Genomic DNA, 20,324 nt, shown 5'->3' on the forward strand with positions numbered 1-20,324 from the left:
ACCAAGTAGTTCCACGATTAACCGAGTTTTGGTAAATTGAATCTATTCGTTTAACCTAAACTCTACTAATCATGCATCGCTACAAAGAATTAAAAGTTTGGCAAAAGGCCATTGACCTAGCTGTTGAGGTATATCAAATAACTGAAAAACTGCCCAAAGAAGAACGATACGGGTTAATCAGTCAAATTAACCGTTGTGTAGTTTCAATTCCTTCAAATATTGCTGAAGGAGCGGGGAGAAATACCAAAAAGGATTTTGATAATTTTCTTGGAATTTCCTTAGGGTCTTCATTTGAATTAGATACTCAACTCGTGATTTCAAATCGGCTAGGATATGTCTCTTCAGATGATTTTGAAAAAATTGAATCGGAGCTTGAGCATATTCAAAATATGATCGCGAAGCTCAAGCAAAGTTTAAATGTATAACCTCGGTGTACTTGGTACTTGGTACCTCGTACATCGTACAACTACAAAAAAATGTACGACGTCATAGTAATCGGTTCCGGTCCGGGTGGATATGTTGCAGCTATCAGAGCAGCACAGCTTGGCATGAAAACCGCAATTATTGAAAAATACCCAACGCTTGGTGGTACTTGCCTCAACGTGGGCTGTATTCCTTCCAAGGCACTTTTGGACTCTTCAGAGCACTACCACAACGCCGCCCATACCTTCAAAACTCACGGGATCAACCTCAACGGTTTGAAAGTTGATTTGGCACAAATGATCGCCCGAAAAGACGATGTAGTTAAGCAAAATGTGGATGGTATTCAGTTTTTGATGAAGAAAAACAAAATCGAAGTCCTCCAAGGAGTCGGTTCATTTGTTGATGCCAACACCGTGAAAGTGACTAAAGATGACGGTTCCTCCAATGACATTCAAGGCAAAAACATCATTATCGCAACCGGATCAAAACCTGCTTCGCTTCCATTTATCAAACTGGACAAAAAGCGAGTAATCACTTCTACCGAGGCTTTGAAGATGAAAGAAATCCCAAAACACCTGATTGTCATTGGCGGTGGTGTGATCGGAATGGAACTGGGTTCGGTCTATGGACGAATGGGAGCGAAAGTCTCTGTGGTAGAATTCATGGATTCTTTGATCCCATCAATGGATAAAACAATGGGCAAAGAGCTTCAGAAGTCACTGAAGAAGCTTGGCTTTGAATTTTATCTCAAGCATAAAGTAACCGGCGTAGAAAATCTCGGAAAAGAAGTAGTAGTTAAAGCCGAAAACGGAAAAGGCGAAACCATCGAAATCAAAGGAGACTATGTCTTGGTTTCTATCGGACGTAAACCTTACACCGATGGATTGAATGCTGAAGCTGCCGGCGTAAAAATCACTGAAAGAGGTCAAGTTGAAGTGAATGAGCATCTGCAGACATCAGTTTCTCATATTTATGCCATTGGTGATGTGGTCAAAGGTGCCATGCTCGCTCACAAGGCTGAAGAAGAAGGTGTGTTCGTTGCTGAAACGATCGCCGGACAAAAACCCCATATTAATTACCTACTGATTCCAGGTGTAGTCTATACTTGGCCAGAAGTCGCTGCAGTTGGCTACACTGAGGAGCAACTGAAGGAGCAGGGAAGAAAATATAAAACCGGAAAATTCCCTTTCATGGCTTCCGGCCGTGCAAGAGCATCGATGGATACGGATGGTTTGGTGAAAGTTTTGGCAGATGCCGAGACGGACGAAATCCTAGGCGTACACATGATCGGTCCACGCACAGCTGACATGATCGCTGAGGCGGTCGTAGCGATGGAATTCCGCGCTTCGGCTGAGGATATTGCCAGAATGTCCCACGCACACCCAACTTATACTGAAGCATTCAAAGAGGCCTGCTTGGCTGCTACTGACAATCGAGCATTACATATTTAAGGTTTAAAACACTGAATTATATTGAAGCCATCCCGATTGATCGAGATGGCTTTTTGTTTTGTTTAAAATTGGTTTAATTCCGTCATGAAGTTCAAAATTGCCATTTTGGGTGCAGGAAATGTGGCTTGGCATTTAGCGCCAGCATTGGAAGATGCCGGTCACGAGATCACTGAAATCTATGCCAGAGATATTGAAAAAGCCAAGCAAATAACTGAGCGGGTTTATTCCGCTGAGCCCAAAGACGACCTCGACTTTTCGGAAAGTAAAGCCAAAATTTTCATTCTCTCAGTAAAGGATTCCGCAATCGCTGAAATTGCGGATCAGATCATTTTGCCTGAGGAAAGCATTTTGATTCACACCTCCGGCACAATGCCTTTGGACATTTTAGGTTACAGTTCGGCGAGTTATACCGGGATTTTTTACCCACTCCAATCCTTTACAAAAGGGAGGAAAATCGATCTTGACGAAGTTCCATTCTTGCTGGAAGCAGATGATGAAGAGACACTACAAAAACTTAAAAAACTGGCAAAAAGCCTTTCTCCACTTACCTATGTAGTTCGATCAAAGGATCGGAAAGGCATACATGTTGCAGCGGTATTTGCAAGCAACTTTTCCAATCACATGATCCGCATTGCCGAGGAAATTATGCGAAGGCAAGGCGCAGACTTTGAAATGCTAAAACCCCTGATCATCGAAACCATTTCTAAAAGCCTTCAGCTCGGAGCCAAAAATGCCCAAACCGGACCCGCAATCCGCGAAGACTATGAAACCCTGGAAGATCACCATCGATTTCTCAGCTACAATGAATCGTTAGCCGAAATATACAAGCTGATCTCCCAGGATATTATTGACAGTTGATCAATGGTTCCAGGCCCCAAATTTTCCGGCTTGATAATCCGTGTAAGCTTCCTGAATTTGTTGTTGGGTATTCATCACAAATGGCCCCTGAGCCACCATCGGTTCATTGAAAGGCAATGCATGACCTAAAATCAGGATTGAATCTTCAAGCGCCTCCACCTCAATTTTTTGTCCTGAATTGCCAAATTCCACCAGATTTCTAAACATCACTTCTGTTCCATTCACATTAAGTTCACCTCGCACGATATAGAAAAAGATATTTTCTTCAGCAGAAATTTCTTTTTCGAATTTCCCTCCCTTTTCGAGGTAGATTGTACTCATGGTGATTGGAAAAGTACCCTCAAAAGCGCCCTCCACTCCATTCCACTCTCCGAAAAGCTGCTGTACTTTTAGCTTTCCTCCATCCAAATCAAAGGTAGGAATGTCCTCTTGCTGCAAGCCAAGGTAATTCGGAGTAATCATTTTCTTTGCCGCAGGCAAATTGAGCCAAAGTTGCAAAATCTCAAGATCCCCACCATTTCGCTTAAAGTCAGTACTCGACACTTCAGCATGGATCAATCCGCTTCCTGCAGTCATGTATTGTACTCCTCCCGGTCCAATGACCGACTCATGGCCTGAAGAATCCTTGTGCATGATGTCACCTTCCAATATGAACGTCACCGTCTCCATTCCCCGATGTGGGTGGGGACCAAATGGTAAGCCTTGATTTCGCTCAGGATAAGTCTGAAAGCCGTGATGGTTTAAGAAAATGAAGGGGTCAATCTGCTGAAGACTGCGTGTCGGCATTGGACTGTATGTCACCAAATCAGCAATCGGTCTATATTCGGCTTTATGTATCTTTTTAATGGATCTCATTTTGAGTTTATTTAGTGTATATACATTAAATACAATTTGAAGCAAAAAAGTTTACCACAACAAGTTTTTTTACTCGGCTACTTTAGCCTTTTGTCCAATTCCAAAATCGTATTCATCAGGACATTTGTCCCGTTTGCAATGTCTTCTTTCGTCGAAAACTCTTCCGGAGCGTGACTGATTCCATCTTTGCTTGGGATAAAAATCATTCCCATGGGAGCGATACGCGCCATTTCTTGTGCGTCGTGACCAGCACCGCTTGGAAGGCTTTTGGTGGTGAATCCCAACTTTTCTGCTTGGGATTTGATGATTTCACGGATCATGGGATCAGCCAAAGCAGGCTTACTGGCAACTTCTATATGCTTGATATCCAATCCGATTTCACTTGCTGAAGCCAGTGATTTTGCGCTTTTCTCTATTTGCGAATAAATCTCCCAAATTTTTTCTGAAGAAAGGTCACGTATTTCCAAGGTCATTTTAATCTCTCCCGGTATCACATTTCCGGCTCCGGGAAAAGCTTGTATTTTGCCAACCGTACCCACGTGCCGACCTTCATAGCTGTTAACGATTTCATTGACCGCCAAAACAAATTTTGCAGCCGGAAGCATCGGGTCCTTTCTCATATTCATTGGAGTCGTACCTGCATGATTGGCTTTTCCCAAGAAAGAAAACTCCCACCACTCGATCGCCACAATTCCCTCCACCACACCTATATCCAATTTTTCAGAGTATAGATTTCCGCCTTGCTCAATATGCAGTTCCAGAAATGCAGCCAAGTCTCCGACGTTTCTTTTGAGTTCAGGAATACGATCGGGATTTCCTCCAAGTAGTTTGATCCCCTCATATTGTGTGAATCCGCTCGAACTCACCACCTGCAATGCTTCTTTACTCAAAGCCCCAACCAAGGCCCTACTTCCGACGACTCCTCCCTCTTCATTGGTAAAAATGATCACTTCCAAAGGGTGATCGGTTTGAATCCCCTTTTCAGACAAGGTTTTCACCACTTCTATGGAGCCCATTGACCCGACCGGCCCATCATAATCTCCTCCATTTGGCACTTCATCGATATGCGAACCAAATGCAATCGGTTTAAGACTTGGATTTTTACCAGCTTTCCTTCCAATTATATTCCCCGCAAAATCAACCAAAATCTGCATTCCTGCATCTTCCATCAGCGCTTTCACATACGCTCGAGCTTCGATATCATGTTTGGTGTACGCTTGGCGATCAGATCCGCCATTTGCATTTTTCCCGTAGGAAGAAAGCTTCATCAGACTTTCATGCAATCGATCAGAATTAACGCTGATTTCCTGTCCGTAACCAGTGAAAGCAAAGGTGATCAGCAGAATAAGGAATGGGAATAAGGATTTTGTCATGGGAAGATGGAATTCTAAACAGTTCAAGATAGCATAAAAAAAGTCCTTCTTTTGGGAAGGACTTCTTTGAAGTAAATTTCAGTTATTTAAGCCAAGCGAGTTTTACTTCATCAGGAGCTTTCATTCGGTCAGCTACTCTCATATATCGCTCCGATAATTTCGCTAGGTAATCCTGCGCTTTTGCCGCGGCTGCATCCAATCCTGTGAGCGCCTCGATCTTCCAAAGTCCAACTAGGTGATCGATGATTCGTGCATAATCCCAACTAGTATAGATCCCTACTTTCTGGGTAATCTCAGAAAATTGAGTAAACAGGGACGGATTTGAACTTCCTTCACCCATCAATACCGCCGGCATGACGATTTGCTTTCTCATCAATTTCTCAAAAGCGAGGATCGCACCATTTGGATCGATCTCGAAGATTCTTGACATGAAAGATTTGTATGCCTTTTCATGTCTCGCTTCATCACCAGCGATTTGTTTGCATATTCTTCCCAACACAGAATCCCCGGCTATATCTGCCAGTTTTCCGGTATTGACATGTGATATCTTGGTCGCTCTTTCCTGAAAGGATGTATAGACAATCGCCTGATAAGGATCTCCACCCGAATTGGGATCAAATCCATTGGTCAACAGTCTATGAATAGTTCGCTCTACGGCTTTCATATCCACTCTCCCCGTCATGTAAAGGTACTTATTGAGCAAGTCGCCGTGTCTGTTCTCCTCAGCAGTCCAAGACTTAGACCATCTTACCCAGCCTCCCGGAGCAAGCAGATTTCGCTCTGGATTTATGCCTTCCAACAGATTGAAATAGGTCTGATAACTGGGAAGGGCTTCCTCAGTGATCATATTACCAATCAGGGACGTCAATACCGTGTCGGGAATTCCTTCTGCTCTTTTTTGAAGAAGCTTGATTTCTTCATGGATATTGGGATCTCCAAAATCCGGAAGAAAATCTGATGGCTGCCAACATTTATCCGGATCTACCAGAATATTATCCACAGCATCAGCAACTAAGCCATCCAATTGGGAAATGACCTCAATATTCTTTTCTAGTTCGTAATTGATTTCGCCTGTTTTCATTAGGTTACTTGAAATTTACGCAAAGCTAAAATTGCGTAGGGTTGACTTGTTCGGTTCGGAAAGTTACTCACAAATCACTGGATTGATTGTAGAAAAATTCTAATTCTGGCACCAGTTTCCATGAATGGAATTTACGTGATTTAGTAACTTCCTTTGATTCTGTTAACGTGAAAATATCATTAAAAGGTCCATTTTGAAAGTAATGTGCCTTTCAAGTCGATTGAATCAATAATCTAACTTATATGCAGCCACCTTATTTTTGAAAAAGGTAGGAACGTAAAGGATCTTTTCGGCTGCATTGTATCCAATATCGGCCGTGTTTGATTCTACAGATTTTGTGTCCAGCATCTTGGTCTCTCCATCAGCAGATGCAAACCATATTTCACCTTGCCATCTTGAAGCAACAAAATTGCCATCACCCAAGATGATTAAACCATCACCTCCGGTCACGTTTGCATTTACGACAGAGGCGGTGCCATCTGCATTCCACATTTTAAGCCCTGAGCCATCAAGGCCATAGATCGTCCCGTCCTTGGCTACTGCAATGCCATTGATCGAAGCATGTCCTTCTGATACCATTGAGATCGAGCCATCTGCATAAGCGTGAACTTTTCCGGTGTTCATGTCAGTGAAATATACAGTTCCCTCATGTGAAGCAACGTCATTTAGGAATATTGCACCTTCTACTTTCCATTTGTTGGAAACTTTTGCCGTGGAAATGTCTATCTCAACCAATTCATCGATATCGGTGACATACAGTTTACCCTCCGAAATGGCCATTCCCTTGGGGCTGTTCAATCCACCAACCCACACTGGATTAACGATTTTACCATCTTTGTCAATAATTGCGATGGATCCTTTTCCGTCTTTAGCTTGAGGATCCATACCTCCGATGTTTGAGACATAAATGGTACCTGAAGCCTCGTCAAAAAGGACGGACTCGTTTGTAGTTAGAGAAGCTTCTGTCTCCCAAAGTAAGGTGAGCGTTGGAGTTTTAGCCTCAACGAGGATTTCCTCCACAACTTCTTCTGTTTTTTGTGGCGCACATTGGGAGAAAAGAAGTGTTGCAGAAAGGCCCATAAGCCCGATTTTAAGCGTAGTGTTCATTTTTTAGATTATTTGATTATTGTCCAATTCTTTTGGTTAAAGTTTTTCGGAGCGGATTTCAGGAATCGATTCTGAATTTCATCCAGATACATCGTATTGTATCGGAGTCTGGTGATGTAATTGGGAAGATTTGGATCTCCGTTCCAGCAATGTTCTGCCCGATCTCCATAAGCCACTTTTCCATCATAGTATGGTTTTTTGGTTTGTTCCAGAAAATCTTCAGTTAGGTAAACCGCATTGTTGAGGTAATAGTTATCCATGTCACCACAGTAAATATGGACTTTCCCCTCCAATTTTGGTCCTAATTTCTCCCAATCCCGCTCCATGATGTGGCGAAGGTCGAAATTTTCTTTCCAATAGGCAGACACTTCTTTGTCAATTTCTCCGGAATATTTGTCCCAAATTGGCTTTGGATAGCCATCATCTCCAACAGGAGAATAAACCGCTTGCCAGATGTCAAACTGGTCTCCAGACCTGGATTTGTCGCCACCGATCGCCAACTCTCGATGATTCATATCCCGCACCATGGCGTCTACATGACCTAAATAATTGCGGTGCCCGGGACGAAGTGTTTTTCTAAACTCCCCTTCTTTGAAGTACGCATTTTGATCTTGATAAATATCTACTGTGGTATATGCTCTGAAATCTATTGGATCCGGACAAGCGGCAAAACATCCATTGTATTCGTCAGGATAAAAAACCTGAACGGCTAAGGCCTCCCATCCTCCTGTAGATCCTCCATATAAAAACCTTGCCCAACCTTCACCAATTCCTCTAAACTCTTTCTCAATATGGGGAATCAATTCATAGGTAATAGCATCTCCGTAAGGTCCGAGGTTTGCGGAATTGACCGCATAGCTGTCGTCGTAAAATGGGTTGGCATGTTGTATTTCGATTATTATAAAACGCTTGAAATCAGGTGAAATCCACTTTTGGTAGAAGTCAAACGCTTCCTGTTGCTGCATTTTGGCATATCCATAGATCCCAAATCGTGCACTGTAATCGTCATCACCTAATTCCGGATCAGGAGGAGTTGTTCGGAATCCTCCAAAATCAGAAGGAAAATGACCGTGATAGATCATCAAAGGATAATATTGATTTGGGTTTTCCTCAAAACCCTCCGGTATTAAAACATGTGCTCCCAGATACATGTCTCTGCCCCAAAACTCAGAGAGTTTTTCACTCTTGATTTTGATGTGTTTAATGTATTTGGTGTCCTGAGGTTCCTCTACTGGCGGAATGATCTGATTTATATCAAGTGTTAAACTTTTGCCTTTTTCCCAGTTGACTTTTACAGGGGCCGAGTAAATATTTTTTGGAGCTCTTGCCCATTGGCGGCCTTCACCTTGATCCATGGGTAGTTTAACAGTATGCCCATCCGAGCGGGTAAAGGTTTCATATTTTTGAATGAAAGCCTGAACGGTATACTCTCCTGAAGGGATTTCGTGCAGGTTTTGTATGGGATAGCCAAAGCTTTTTGGGTCAAAAATCAAGGGTTTCCCCGCACTGAAGTTTTCAAAGTCCATCCCAAAAACCTGATTTGTGCCTACATTGTCATTGATTCCAAATCTCGGTTCTGCCTCATGATTTTTCGAAAAGATCAGAAGTAACCGGCCATCCTTGAGGTCTGATTCAAGTTCAGAATCTATTTTGATCTCGATATTTTCCGAGGTAGAACCGGAACAATTCCAAAAAAGAACTGCTAGGAGAAAAAGGAAAAGTGATTTAATCATTGGAATTGTGGTTGGATGCAAAAGCTAATTTACTCAATTTCGGATTAATCTTCTGAAGTCTAGTTTTATTCAAACCCTAACCTTGATTTTATTTTGTTTTTGGAGCCGGTTATGGATTATTCTGTAGCAGATATTGAAAAGGGCCTAACTTAGTAATTCTAAAAACCACCATTCGAATGAAAAAGATTTTTGCCTTAATATTTCTAGTCGGAGCATTTTCCTGTAGTCAAAAGGAAGCGGTAATCGATTATACAAAAATGACAGATGAGGAGCGGCTCAAAGCAGCGACTCAGATCGCGCAATCTACCATTATGGTAGATGGGCACGTGGATCTTCCCTACCGGATGAAGGTTGGAGGATTTACCCTCCAACGCGAAATCCTTGACGTCTCAGTCCGAACTCCGGATGGGAATTTTGACTATCCAAGAGCCAAAGAAGGGGGATTGGATGCGCCATTTATGTCCATTTATATTCCTGCATCAAATCAAAAAATCCCGGGCGCTTCTAAAGCATTGGCAGATTCCCTCATTCTGATGACTGAGCGATTGGCTTCTACTTTTCCTGATAAATTTGCAATGGCCTACAGTCCGACAGATATCGAAGCGAATTTTGCCAAAGGCTTGATTTCACTGCCGATGGGAATGGAAAACGGCGCAGGAATCGAAGACGATCTGGCAAATGTGCAATATTTTCACAAGCGGGGAATTCGATACATCACTTTAACTCACGGCACAGATAATCTTATCGGCGATGCGAGCTATGATACAACGGGCACTTATGGAGGTTTAAGTGAATTTGGGGAAAAAGTAGTTGCTGAAATGAACCGAGTCGGAATCATGGTGGATTTGAGCCACGTTTCTGATAATACTTTTAGGGATGCTTTGGCTATTTCTAAAGCACCCGTGATTGCTTCTCATTCCTCTGTCCGGAAGTTTACTCCAGGTTTTGAGCGCAACATGAGTGATGAATTGATCCAAGCTATGGCCAAAAACGGCGGCGTGATGATGATCAATTTTGGAGGCAGTTTCATTGATTCAGCCTATGCAGCAGGCGGAGCAAAGGTACGGGAACACATTGTGAATTGGTTGGCAGAAAATAATCTCAGCCGCAGAGATTCCGCCGCCCAAGTCTACATCAACGAATATGCTGCAGCCAACAATCCTTTCCCAACTGTACAGAAAGTAGCTGATCACATCGATCACGTGAAAAACTTGGTGGGTATCGACTATGTAGGTTTGGGTTCTGATTTTGATGGTGTGGGTGATTCACTTCCTACCGGACTTAAAGATGTGTCGATGTTTCCAAATCTAATTGCCGAACTCTTGAAAAGAGGATATTCAAAAGAAGACATTGAAAAAATCTGCTACAAAAATGTCTTTCGGGTCTGGAAAGCCGTAGAGGATTATGCAGCTAATCAGTAATAGAGCCTAAACAAAATGCCTTTTTTAAGAACTCTGAATTGAAAAATCAGAGTTCTTCTTTTTTAAAGATTTCAAGAAACTGATCAGGAGCCAAAATCGGAAGACTTGATTTTTTGAAATCCTTTTGATTACGGGTGATGATCCCATCATACTCAAACTCAAGTGCGGTGAAATATTGAAGGGAATATTCAAAATCACTGAAATCTGAGCTATTCAATCCCAAATCAATCAGTTTTTCATCCAGAGGATGGACTTTGAGCAAAATTTTAAATCTTCGCAAAAGTTCATTTACTGCATTGGGATTCATCAATTTGAGAAGATGATAATGGGTGTTTGCGATTGAAAGTGAGGAAACGCCACAGGATATTAAATTTTGTTCTGCCAATGAAAATATCTTCCCTGCCTGAAAATCAAAAGGCTTTCTTTGAGTCAAAAAATCAATGAGGATATTGGTATCAATAAATAACTTCTTCATTGATATTTTTTGTCGAGGTAATCCCTGTACTCTTTTTTGTAATCATAGTTTTCTGGCAAAGAACCAGCGGCCCCCAAGAGACTTTTCACTAAGGGAGTTAATTGTATATCATTCGACTCTTCTGAATTGGACTTTGATATTGTATCCAAATAGGTCTCCACAAGTTTAGAAAGGCTGATTTTTTGATCAGAAGCATATTTCTTCGCCCGTTCGATTATCTCTGAATCTAATCTTAATGTAAGCTTGGTATCCATACTTGAGTTATTTGACGTACAAATCAAAATAAATTATACGTCAATTCAAATTTTCAGTTTTTCTAAATTATATAGCCGTCTCCGTTTATTCCAATTTGAAGTCGCAAATTGCGACTTCCAAATTCCTTATTCTCCACTGATATTCTGTCCAAATTAAAGGGGAAATATCCCTGAATACAGACAAAATTTCCTGATTTCATTCTCAAAACCCCTGATTTACGGCCATTCTGTCCGAAATTTGGGGTTGGCGAAAGATTTGACCCAAGAGGGTAGACAACTAACCACTAACTTTCAAAATGGACTTCAAACAATACACTATCAAATCTCAGGAAGCGATTCAGAAAGCCGCTGAACTGGCAACCGGGTCAGGAACTCCGGCTATTGAAACGGCTCATTTGCTAAAGGGAATCTTTGTGGAAGACGAGAATGTAACTGATTTTCTATTCAAAAAACTCGGAACGAATAAACAACTAATCGATCAAAAGCTGGATCAGGAATTGGCCAAGCTGCCCAAAGTAAGCGGGGGAAACCAACAGCCTTACCTATCCAATGCGGCGAATCAAGTCCTGACCAAAGCAAAAGATTACCTCAAGACTTTTGGGGACGAATACGTTGCCATTGAGCATTTACTCTTGGCGATACTGGCAGGAAGCGATGCCACTGCTCAACTACTCAAAAATCAGGGATTGGCTGAGAAGCCACTGATCGAAGCAATCAAGGAACTTAGAAAAGGAAATAAAGTGACTGATCCAAACGCAGAAAGCAAGTACAGGGCACTGGAGAAATACTCCAAAAACCTGAACGATATGGCCAAAAAGGGTAAAATCGACCCTGTTATTGGCCGAGATGAAGAAATCAGACGTGTGCTGCAAATCCTCGCCCGACGCACCAAAAACAATCCCATCCTCCTCGGTGAACCGGGTGTGGGTAAGACGGCTATTGTCGAAGGCTTGGCTCAGCGAATCGTCTCCGGCGACGTACCCGAAAACCTCAAGTCTAAGACTTTGATCTCTTTGGATATGGGTTTGCTTGTAGCAGGCGCCAAGTACAAAGGGGAATTCGAAGAGCGACTCAAAGCGGTAATCAAGGAAGTGACAGATGCTGAGGGGGAGATTATTCTCTTCATCGATGAGATCCATACTTTGATCGGAGCCGGTGGTGGAGGAGAAGGGGCAATGGATGCGGCAAATCTACTGAAGCCGGCATTGGCAAGGGGCGAACTCCATGCAATCGGTGCAACTACGCTAAAGGAATACCAGAAATACATCGAGAAAGACAAGGCCTTGGAGCGTAGATTCCAAGCGGTAATTGTCGACGAACCGGACGCTGCCGATGCGATATCCATCCTTCGAGGGATCAAAGACAAATACGAACTGCACCACGGGGTGCGAATCAAGGATGATGCGGTGATCGCCGCCGTGGAACTTTCTCAGCGTTACATTTCCGATCGATTTCTCCCTGACAAAGCCATTGACCTGATGGATGAGGCAGCAGCCAAATTGAGAATGGAGATTGACTCTTTGCCTCAGGAATTGGATGAACTGAACCGAAGGATCATGCAGCTGGAAATTGAGCGGGAAGCAATCCGAAGGGAAAATAATCGGGATAAGGAAACTGTCCTGAGCAAGGAAATCGCCGAACTATCCGAGAAGCGTCAAAATGTGAAAGCCAAATGGGAAAGCGAAAAGGCAGTCATCATGGGCATTCGCCGAGAAAAAGAAGCCATTGACAAGCTGAAACTGGAAGCAGAACAGGCCGAACGAGCCGGAGATTTTGGCAAAGTGGCTGAGATCCGATACGGTAAAATCGTGGATGCGGAAAAGAAGCTGGAATCCTTCAAAAGCCAACTGGCGGAAATGCAGGCTGGTTCACCTCTTCTGAAAGAAGAAGTGGATCAGGAAGACATCGCTTCGGTAGTTTCGAAATGGACTGGAATTCCTGTAATTAAGATGATCCAATCCGAACGGGAAAAACTCCTGCATTTGGAAGAGGAATTAGGAAAACGGGTGGCCGGTCAGCGAGAGGCGATTGTTGCTTTGTCCGATGCTGTTCGAAGAAGCCGGGCTGGTTTGCAGGATCCAAAGCGACCGATTGGAAGCTTTATCTTCATGGGCACCACAGGTGTCGGTAAAACTGAACTGGCAAAAGCTCTGGCAGAATATCTCTTCAACGATGACAATGCCATGGTGCGAATCGATATGTCCGAGTATCAGGAGCGCCATGCCGTCAGCAGACTCGTGGGAGCGCCTCCGGGCTATGTGGGATACGATGAAGGCGGACAGCTGACCGAAGCGGTGCGAAGAAAGCCTTACTCTGTGATCCTGTTGGATGAGATTGAAAAAGCTCACCCGGATGTGTTCAACATTCTGCTGCAGGTTTTGGACGATGGACGCTTGACAGACAACAAAGGTCGATTGGCCAACTTCAAAAACACCATCATCATTCTGACGACCAACATCGGTTCGCACTTGATTCAGGAGCGATTTGCCGAGATGGAAGACTGGAACAGGGAGGAGATTTTGGAAAAGACCAAAGTCGAGGTGTACGAAATGCTGAAGAAAGCCGTGCGGCCTGAATTCTTAAATCGAATCGATGAAACGATCATGTTTGAGCCACTGAGCAAGGATATCATCCGAAAGATTGTAGACATTCAGTGGAAAGAAATTCAGAAGCGTCTTTCTGAAGCGAATATCGAGATTGAGGCTACGACCGAGGTTCTGGATTATTTGGGCGAGGTGGGGTTTGATCCGAATTTCGGAGCGAGGCCTTTGAAGCGAACCATGCAACGATTGGTCTTAAACGAGCTTTCGAAGCAGATTCTCTCAGGATATATTAAAAATGACTCAGCGGTGTTGGTGGACTTGGATGCCGATAAGCAGGTTTATTTCAAGAATGTAGATGCAGCTGTGGAGGTATAAGAGAGATATGCTTCGCGAAATACGCTGGCGCTAGATATACTTCGCTTCGCTTTGTGAAATAAATCCGCTACGCGGATGAAATAAGCTTCGCGAGATAGGTTAGAACCCTCAAGGTCTTTAGTGACTTTGAGGGTTTTTATTTAAGAATGCAAATGGGATGGGATGGAGCAATTTGCTTTGTCATCTTTTTGGAAAATGCCTTTAAGTTTTTGCCAAAAATTTCTTTTCTGTGAGATATACACGTACTCTCCAAGAATTGCTGAATTGTCTTGCTCCAAGAAAACCTCCCCAATAGTCAAAGGAAGCTGATTTTGGTGAAAGGAGATTTCTTTCATGTTATACCCGTTAAAGGAAAAAACTAAAACAATTTTCTTGTCTTGAATAGAATTGGGAATGATAATTTCAAAATTCCCATTTACATCGGCAGCTGTTCCAATTTTATAGCCTTTGATTAGGATGGTGGTTCCCGAAACTTCCATTTGATTTTCAAGGTCTCGGACAGTGCCTTTGACAATTCTTGAGAAATTGGATTTTGGTTTTAGTGTTTTTGATGTTTTTAATGTGTCGCTTCTTTCAGTGGAGGACGCAGGAGCTGTCTTAGAATAACCGGGTAATGCCAAGCCTAAAATTCCGATAATTCCCAATCCCCAAATCCATGATTTTTGGACTCTCTTTTTTGATATTTCCTTGAATTCTAACTGGGAAGGAACAAAAATACCACATCGACTGGATGAGTTGTTATTCAAAAAATCAACAACTTCCTTTTGACTCATTTTCCTAAAATCCACCACTTCCTTTTGACAAGATTGGCAAAATCCGCCTTTACCAGTAGGCGTAAAATTCCTTGGGTTTTGGGAACAGGGATTTGGTATTTTGAGGGATAAATTTTCCATTGTTTCTTGGTAAAAAATCAAAGACGTTTAACATTAACTAAAATATTCACTGACGCTATTAATGTTAATTCCGTCAGTCAGTTGACGCAATTAATGTAAATTCCGTCAGTTGAACTCTATTTGTCAGGAAGGGTTTACATGCAAAACCGTTTAAAATGCTATTCTCCGAAAACGAATTACAATCAGAAATTTGGAAATCCATAAGTCATGAGCTTCATAGAGGAGCACTTGATCCCAAGCATCCCTTTCGCTATGTCAACTTAGGTACAATTGGGAAAATAAGTCCTGAAATACGAACCGTCGTGGTCAGGTCTGTAAGCAAAGAATTGGAGTTCCATATTTTCACAGATTCCCGCTCTGAGAAAGTCAATGAATTATGCGCAAATCCATCAGCGACCCTTCATTTTTACCACCCGGGAAAAAGAGTCCAAATCCGAATCAAAGCTAAAGCTGAAATTCACAACCAAAATGAAGTAAGTAAAGGCTTTTGGCCGAAAGTTCAGGGCGAAGCGCAGAAAGGGTACACTTCAACCTTGGCTCCGAGTACGCCAATCTCAGATCCAAATCAGGGATTTGATTGGCCAGAAAATGGCGATGATAGTTCCTTTGCTGTATTGAAATTTATTCCAGAAACAGTAGAAGCCTTACAGCTAAATGGGTTAAAACATTTGAGAATTCTATTTTCAAAAAGTGAGAATTGGAAAGGTCAGTGGCTCGTACCATAGCAAAGAGCTGGAAGACGGGAGACCGAAGACAAAAGTTCTTCCGTCTCCGGTCTCCGGTCTTCCGACTTTTTTAAACATTCCACCAATAGGTGAATTTCAATACAATCGACCTGTTTTTTACATTGAATGGTGCCGGCAGGTAATTGTCTGTGTAGACGATGAATAAATCAGAGGCTGGCTTGAAGCGCCACTGAAATCGGGTATTCAGGTTAATGTTTTCAATCTGTTCATTGTATTGGACAAAAGCTGTGAAAAAGACCGTATTGGTCATCGTGACATCCACCCGCGGACCGATCAACCAAAAACTCGTTTCTCCCCAAGGCTCTGGGAGATTAATCTGATTGAAATTGGTACTTAAAGCCAAACTCACATACGGCTGAAAACGGTACCCAAAATCAGTGGTAAAGTTAAACCGCTCCCCATCCGCAAAATAACCTCCAAAACGAGTCGAAAATGAATAGGTAAATACACTTTGGGGCTTTGAGGAGTATTCCATTCCCATTGCATTCCAGCTATGTTCGGTACCTGTCTCCAAACTGATCCCTGAGAAATTAGTAGGATCAAAGGGCCGCTGTAGCTTTACAAAATCATAGGCAAGCCATGCCGTCAGATTACTTTGACTTCTAAATCGAACATTGTAAGCTATATAGCTGGTATTGTCAGTTTTTTCTCCCCCCATATTAAAAAACAAGGACGTGTTGAAGTCAGGTCCGTGACTTAGGATTTTTTGACTTTTTGGAAACCAGCGATATCCGAGCATCGGATTGATACGGTAAAATCCATTTCGAGGGACAAAACCCACCTCAGCGGTATAATTTTCAGATACGTACTCGTGCTGCCAATTCCAAGTCAGATTTCCGCTGGAATATCGGAGATTGGCGGCATGGACCAGACCATTCCCCACATTATCCGGACCAAAGGATTGCAAGACCATGGCTTTTCCTGTCCAGAGATTGTTGGCAGAAGCGAGGTTGTATTCCAGGCCTGCATTTCGGTTGAATTGCGAATAAACAGGCTGCCCTGACTCAGGATCGGGATTGTAGTTCAACGATTGCTTGTTGACTAAGATTGCTCCGATGTTTGATCGGGCTCCAACCTGTCGTTGCAAGGACATTACGGTAAAGTTTTGTGATGGCAAGGCTCTTTCTTCAACTTCTCCGGTCTGCATGTTCATGGCGCCCATTCTCCAGTTTTTGTTGATTTTTCCACTCATTCTCGCACCAAACTGAATGGGTGCCTCGAGTCCTATTCTCCTCGAGAAAAAGGGCCGGATCGTACTGTATCCAAAACCTGCAAACAAATCGCCATTTTCCAGGAAAAACTGTCTTCGCTCCGGAAAAAAGAGCTCAAATCGATCCAAATTGGTCACCTGACGGTCCACCTCCACCTGAGAAAAATCCGGATTTACAGTCAGGTCCAAGTTCAGTGAGGAAGTCAGGGAAATCTTCGCATCGACTCCCACATCTCTACGATATTGATTTGATCCTTCACTTCGAAAATCCTTGCTAATTCCACCCAAAACATACGGAATAACCGAAATATTGGATCCCGCATCAGGTGGTGGATTATCCCAAACGAGTGTGCCCGTGTAAGCAAGTGATGCTGAAGGAAATTGTCTAGGAACCGGCGCCCAGCCTGATTTTTCGGTAGTTTTCAGATCCAGTCTTGAAAAATTAATCCCCCACTCAGAAATCCCTTTTTTATATCGGATGGATTTGAATGGAATCGCTGCCTCAAAAATCCACTTGTCCTCGTAGTTTTTGACTTTCGAAACCCACTTATTGTCCCAGCTGAGATCAATGCTGCCTCCACTGTGCATTTGTCCGTCCCATTGGGCTCCTGCTGCATTTGCTCCAAACGAAAACCCATTGGTCATGTCATCAAAAGGGTCCATAAAAAGGAGAAAATTGTCGTTTTTTCCAAAACTGAAATCTCTCCTCAGCGACTCCACCATGTAGGGCCCTTCAAGCGCATGGTGATTGACTACGATCAGGTACAAATTAATTTCGTCATAACTCATCCGCACGTCTGTTTTCACCCGTGCAAAGCTCGTGTCCATCGGTGTAATCATGAAAAAGTCCGTGGCCACAGCAGCATCTTCCCAGGCTTTTTCATCCAAAACCCCATCAATGATTATGGCTGAGCTTGCTTTTTGAATTGCAAGTCGGTAATCCGCATTGATTTTTTGGGCAAAAGAAGAAGCAGTCAAGCCAAGGCTAAACAGAAGGAATGTAATTAGGAAACGCATAGTCGCGATTAGGTTAAAACCTTGAGAAAATAGGGGGCTAAAGTTTTCCTCGGGTTCAAATACAGATTTATTGCTTGATTCGGTAGGCGAATGTAAGATTTGTTTGTCTTCTTATCATCTGAGATTCTCCTTCGGTAAAGAAATTAAAGCCCTCGAAGATGTACCGGTTGATTCTTGTGTTAAACACATCCGTTACGTTCAAGACCAATGTTCCCCTGTCTTGAAGGATTCGCTTACTTGCCGAGAGATCCATAAAGAAAATGCCCTTTCTGACGCCTTGAGCTGTTTTCTGTCTTGCTTCATAATTTGCCCGGGCTTGGACATCCCATCCTTCTCCAAAGCTAAATCGGGAAGTCTGTCGGAATAACCAGGAGTAGGTTTTTCTTAATTCAGTTTGCCCAATGTTGCTGGCATCAATTCGGGCGTGAAAAAAGTTGGCGTTGAAGTCCAGCTTCCACCAGTCTTTTACCCGATAGTCTCCGCTGAATTCCAATCCAAAGGACTTTTCTCCGGTTAAGTTGACGGGAGCAGTAACCGAAAATCCGTCCTCCTTCACTTGTCTGATCCGTTCAATTTTATCCACGGTGTTTCTGAAATAAACCGTGGAGAATAAAGTGGCTTTTTCGAAATATTTGATGTGGCCCAGTTCAAAAGCATCTGTGAATTCTGGATCCAAATCGGGATTTCCACTGAAGAAATTTCGTTGATCGGAGAAGGTGACATAAGGGCTAAGATCATTGTAGACCGGTCTTCTGACCCGCTTGGAATAGCTCAGTTGGAAGGCATTTTCTTTTGTCACATTGTAAGTTAAATGTGCAGATGGAAAGAGGTTCGTATAGGCTCTTGGATTGCTTTCATTGGTTTCAACCAAGATAGTCTCCACATCGGTATATTCTGCCCGCAGTCCTCCCTGATAGCTCCATTTTCCCGTTTCATTCCCGACGATCCCATATGCAGCCAGGATATTTTCATTGTAGAGAAAGATATTGTCCAGCCCGGGGAGTGTCACAAAACCTCCTGACTCATTTTGTTCCTGAACCAAGTAATCGTTTTCCATTTCGCGAAAACTGGTTCGAATTCCTGACTCAAATTTCCCTTTGGTAGCAAAAGGTTTCACATAGTCCATCTGAAGTAAATACTGATTTTCGTATTCGTCATTGAGTGAGGTCTGTACCAGCGCCCCTTCGGGAATTATCACACCTTGAGTAGAAAAAGCATTTTCAGTAAAAAGCTGATCGGATCGCTCCCAATAGTTGAGATAGGTGAAGGAAGCGGTGAATTCATGTCCTTTTTGAGCAAAAGTTCGTTTATAGTTTAAGATTGCCTCTTTGTTTGGCTCGGCTTCTGTTTCATCTTGTCTTCGAAGCGAATACCCCAGGTAATCGTCAAAACTATTCAGATAATCCTCGTATCGGATATCTGTTATCCTTCTTACATCGCTTCTTCTCCAGAGATAAGAGCCAGTCAGGATGCTATTCTCGTTGAAGTAATAATCCAATCCGCCACGAAGATTGTTATTTAGTCCAGTGACAGTCGATGAATTGTTTTGGCTCAGGATGGAAGTCGTGCCATCCTCATTATACACCTCCTGATAAAGTTCGCTGATCCCGGGTGTCCGCCGGTAGGAAAGCCCATAATTGATAAACCAATTGATCCGGTTGTGCCGATAATTCAGATTAGTCGTAAAACCCGTGTTTACCGGATAGCCAGCAATTAGTTCAAATGAGCCATTGAATCCCTGTTTGCTGTCTTTTTTAAGAATAATATTGATTACCCCTGCCATTCCTTCTGCCTCGTATCGAGCAGATGGATTGGTGATTACTTCCACCCGATCCACCATATTGGCGGGAAGCTGACGCAGTCCACTACTCCCTTTGAAACTGACCAAACCTGATGGCTTCCCATCGATAAGGATCCGCACATTTGCTGAGCCTCTAAGTCGGACATTTCCATCAGGATCTACCGCGACCGAAGGTAGGTTCATCAAAATATCTGAGGCATTTCCACCGGCATTTGCCAGATCCTTTCCGACATTGAAAATCCGTTTGTCGAGGGAAAGTTCCATGATGGTTTTTTCTCCCTGGACCACGACTTCACTGAGATCAGAAGCTGTAGGTGAAAGTCCAATTTCGCCAAGATCCAAATTTTGGTTTTCCCTCGTAAGAGCGAAATAATTTGTTTTTTGAGCCTCAAAACCCATAAACTCGATCAAGGCATAGAATTTTCCAAAGGGAAGATCGATCGAGTATTTCCCGTTTTCATCAGAGATGCCTCCACCAACGAGACTGTCCTTCTCAGTATACACACCAATTGTAGTGAAGGGAAGGGGCTCCGCACTCGATCTTTCAACGATGGTTCCTCGGATCTTACCCCGGTTTTGCTGAGCAAAAGAGTGGGTGGTGATCATTCCCAATAATAAAATCGGAATAACCAATAGGTTTTTGGGCAAAATAGGCTTCATAGGTTTGGGTTTCTTAGCTAATCCAAAAATAATCTCAAATTAACTGGC

16 protein-coding genes are annotated in these 20,324 nt (G+C 43.0%); 6 read left to right on the top strand and 10 right to left on the bottom strand.

The genetic code is table 11. From position 1 onward, the window contains the following. Positions 1-71 precede the first annotated feature (71 nt). The 3 genes from Q8M62_RS19125 to Q8M62_RS19135 all read left to right on the top strand — a co-directional run bounded on the left by Q8M62_RS19125 (position 72) and on the right by Q8M62_RS19135 (position 2,732). On the top strand, positions 72-425 hold the full coding sequence (locus Q8M62_RS19125; protein ID WP_304900311.1) for a four helix bundle protein: 354 nt from the start codon (positions 72-74) through the stop codon (positions 423-425). A 51-nt stretch (positions 426-476) separates the two neighbouring features. Continuing rightward, complete coding sequence (gene lpdA / locus Q8M62_RS19130; RefSeq protein WP_304900312.1) at positions 477-1,874, top strand: dihydrolipoyl dehydrogenase; 1,398 nt, start codon at positions 477-479, stop codon at positions 1,872-1,874. A gap of 84 nt (positions 1,875-1,958) precedes the next feature. Further along, a complete protein-coding gene (locus Q8M62_RS19135) occupies positions 1,959-2,732 on the top strand; it encodes a Rossmann-like and DUF2520 domain-containing protein (RefSeq protein WP_304900313.1) in 774 nt (257 codons plus the stop codon). Here Q8M62_RS19135 and Q8M62_RS19140 read toward each other — a convergent pair whose 3' ends face one another. The 5 genes from Q8M62_RS19140 to Q8M62_RS19160 form a co-directional block, all read right to left on the bottom strand. Next, on the bottom strand, positions 2,733-3,587 hold the full coding sequence (locus Q8M62_RS19140; RefSeq protein ID WP_304900314.1) for a pirin family protein: 855 nt from the start codon (positions 3,585-3,587) through the stop codon (positions 2,733-2,735). 77 nt (positions 3,588-3,664) lie between these two features. Next, positions 3,665-4,960 (bottom strand): Zn-dependent hydrolase, encoded by a 1,296-nt coding sequence (locus Q8M62_RS19145; protein ID WP_304900315.1) that lies wholly within the window; start codon positions 4,958-4,960, stop codon positions 3,665-3,667. Positions 4,961-5,042: 82 nt separating this feature from the next. Next, the gene (locus Q8M62_RS19150; protein WP_092728015.1) at positions 5,043-6,041 is read right to left on the bottom strand and encodes an acyl-ACP desaturase; all 999 of its coding nucleotides are present in this window, start codon (positions 6,039-6,041) and stop codon (positions 5,043-5,045) included. Positions 6,042-6,266: 225 nt separating this feature from the next. Continuing rightward, positions 6,267-7,148, bottom strand: a complete 882-nt coding sequence (locus Q8M62_RS19155; RefSeq protein WP_304900316.1) for an ATP-binding protein — start codon at positions 7,146-7,148, stop codon at positions 6,267-6,269. Positions 7,149-7,156: 8 nt separating this feature from the next. Next, positions 7,157-8,881: an alpha/beta hydrolase-fold protein gene (locus Q8M62_RS19160; RefSeq protein ID WP_304900317.1), complete on the bottom strand. Its 1,725-nt coding sequence runs from the start codon at positions 8,879-8,881 to the stop codon at positions 7,157-7,159. 176 nt (positions 8,882-9,057) lie between these two features. Between Q8M62_RS19160 and Q8M62_RS19165 the strand changes: the two genes are divergently transcribed. Next, positions 9,058-10,302 (top strand): dipeptidase, encoded by a 1,245-nt coding sequence (locus tag Q8M62_RS19165; protein ID WP_304900318.1) that lies wholly within the window; start codon positions 9,058-9,060, stop codon positions 10,300-10,302. Between the two features lie 46 nt (positions 10,303-10,348). Here the strand turns inward: Q8M62_RS19165 and Q8M62_RS19170 are convergent, their stop codons facing one another. Then, positions 10,349-10,777 carry a PIN domain-containing protein gene (locus Q8M62_RS19170; RefSeq protein ID WP_304900319.1) on the bottom strand — a complete coding sequence of 143 codons (429 nt, stop codon included), beginning with the start codon at positions 10,775-10,777 and terminating at the stop codon, positions 10,349-10,351. After that, complete coding sequence (locus tag Q8M62_RS19175; protein ID WP_092728020.1) at positions 10,774-11,031, bottom strand: DUF6364 family protein; 258 nt, start codon at positions 11,029-11,031, stop codon at positions 10,774-10,776. Before Q8M62_RS19175 ends, Q8M62_RS19170 begins: the two co-directional genes overlap by 4 nt. Before the next feature lie 296 nt (positions 11,032-11,327). Here Q8M62_RS19175 and clpB point away from each other — a divergent pair, with 296 nt between their 5' ends. Beyond that, positions 11,328-13,949: an ATP-dependent chaperone ClpB gene (gene clpB, locus Q8M62_RS19180; protein WP_304900320.1), complete on the top strand. Its 2,622-nt coding sequence runs from the start codon at positions 11,328-11,330 to the stop codon at positions 13,947-13,949. 140 nt (positions 13,950-14,089) lie between these two features. On the opposite strand, the gene Q8M62_RS19185 is transcribed toward clpB, so the two are convergent. Continuing rightward, entirely contained in the window at positions 14,090-14,842 is a 753-nt protein-coding gene (locus tag Q8M62_RS19185) for a carboxypeptidase-like regulatory domain-containing protein (protein ID WP_304900321.1), read from the bottom strand. A gap of 155 nt (positions 14,843-14,997) precedes the next feature. On the opposite strand from Q8M62_RS19185, the gene Q8M62_RS19190 reads away from it, so the two are divergent. Then, entirely contained in the window at positions 14,998-15,567 is a 570-nt protein-coding gene (locus Q8M62_RS19190; protein WP_304900322.1) for a pyridoxamine 5'-phosphate oxidase family protein, read from the top strand. Between the two features lie 70 nt (positions 15,568-15,637). Here the strand turns inward: Q8M62_RS19190 and Q8M62_RS19195 are convergent, their stop codons facing one another. Both Q8M62_RS19195 and Q8M62_RS19200 read right to left on the bottom strand, forming a co-directional pair. After that, positions 15,638-17,815 carry a DUF5916 domain-containing protein gene (locus Q8M62_RS19195; protein WP_304900323.1) on the bottom strand — a complete coding sequence of 726 codons (2,178 nt, stop codon included), beginning with the start codon at positions 17,813-17,815 and terminating at the stop codon, positions 15,638-15,640. A 67-nt stretch (positions 17,816-17,882) separates the two neighbouring features. After that, positions 17,883-20,276, bottom strand: a complete 2,394-nt coding sequence (locus tag Q8M62_RS19200; RefSeq protein WP_304900324.1) for a TonB-dependent receptor domain-containing protein — start codon at positions 20,274-20,276, stop codon at positions 17,883-17,885. Positions 20,277-20,324: the final 48 nt, after the last annotated feature.

Source organism: Algoriphagus sp. (assembly GCF_030694375.1).
GTDB lineage: Bacteria > Bacteroidota > Bacteroidia > Cytophagales > Cyclobacteriaceae > Algoriphagus.

Coding starts and splice junctions, on each gene's coding strand:
- Q8M62_RS19125 (WP_304900311.1), top strand. CDS start 72: ATGCATCGCTACAAAGAATTAAAAGTTTGGCAAAAGGCCATTGACCTA.
- lpdA (WP_304900312.1), top strand. CDS start 477: ATGTACGACGTCATAGTAATCGGTTCCGGTCCGGGTGGATATGTTGCA.
- Q8M62_RS19135 (WP_304900313.1), top strand. CDS start 1,959: ATGAAGTTCAAAATTGCCATTTTGGGTGCAGGAAATGTGGCTTGGCAT.
- Q8M62_RS19140 (WP_304900314.1), bottom strand. CDS start 3,587: ATGAGATCCATTAAAAAGATACATAAAGCCGAATATAGACCGATTGCT.
- Q8M62_RS19145 (WP_304900315.1), bottom strand. CDS start 4,960: ATGACAAAATCCTTATTCCCATTCCTTATTCTGCTGATCACCTTTGCT.
- Q8M62_RS19150 (WP_092728015.1), bottom strand. CDS start 6,041: ATGAAAACAGGCGAAATCAATTACGAACTAGAAAAGAATATTGAGGTC.
- Q8M62_RS19155 (WP_304900316.1), bottom strand. CDS start 7,148: ATGAACACTACGCTTAAAATCGGGCTTATGGGCCTTTCTGCAACACTT.
- Q8M62_RS19160 (WP_304900317.1), bottom strand. CDS start 8,881: ATGATTAAATCACTTTTCCTTTTTCTCCTAGCAGTTCTTTTTTGGAAT.
- Q8M62_RS19165 (WP_304900318.1), top strand. CDS start 9,058: ATGAAAAAGATTTTTGCCTTAATATTTCTAGTCGGAGCATTTTCCTGT.
- Q8M62_RS19170 (WP_304900319.1), bottom strand. CDS start 10,777: ATGAAGAAGTTATTTATTGATACCAATATCCTCATTGATTTTTTGACT.
- Q8M62_RS19175 (WP_092728020.1), bottom strand. CDS start 11,031: ATGGATACCAAGCTTACATTAAGATTAGATTCAGAGATAATCGAACGG.
- clpB (WP_304900320.1), top strand. CDS start 11,328: ATGGACTTCAAACAATACACTATCAAATCTCAGGAAGCGATTCAGAAA.
- Q8M62_RS19185 (WP_304900321.1), bottom strand. CDS start 14,842: ATGGAAAATTTATCCCTCAAAATACCAAATCCCTGTTCCCAAAACCCA.
- Q8M62_RS19190 (WP_304900322.1), top strand. CDS start 14,998: ATGCTATTCTCCGAAAACGAATTACAATCAGAAATTTGGAAATCCATA.
- Q8M62_RS19195 (WP_304900323.1), bottom strand. CDS start 17,815: ATGCGTTTCCTAATTACATTCCTTCTGTTTAGCCTTGGCTTGACTGCT.
- Q8M62_RS19200 (WP_304900324.1), bottom strand. CDS start 20,276: ATGAAGCCTATTTTGCCCAAAAACCTATTGGTTATTCCGATTTTATTA.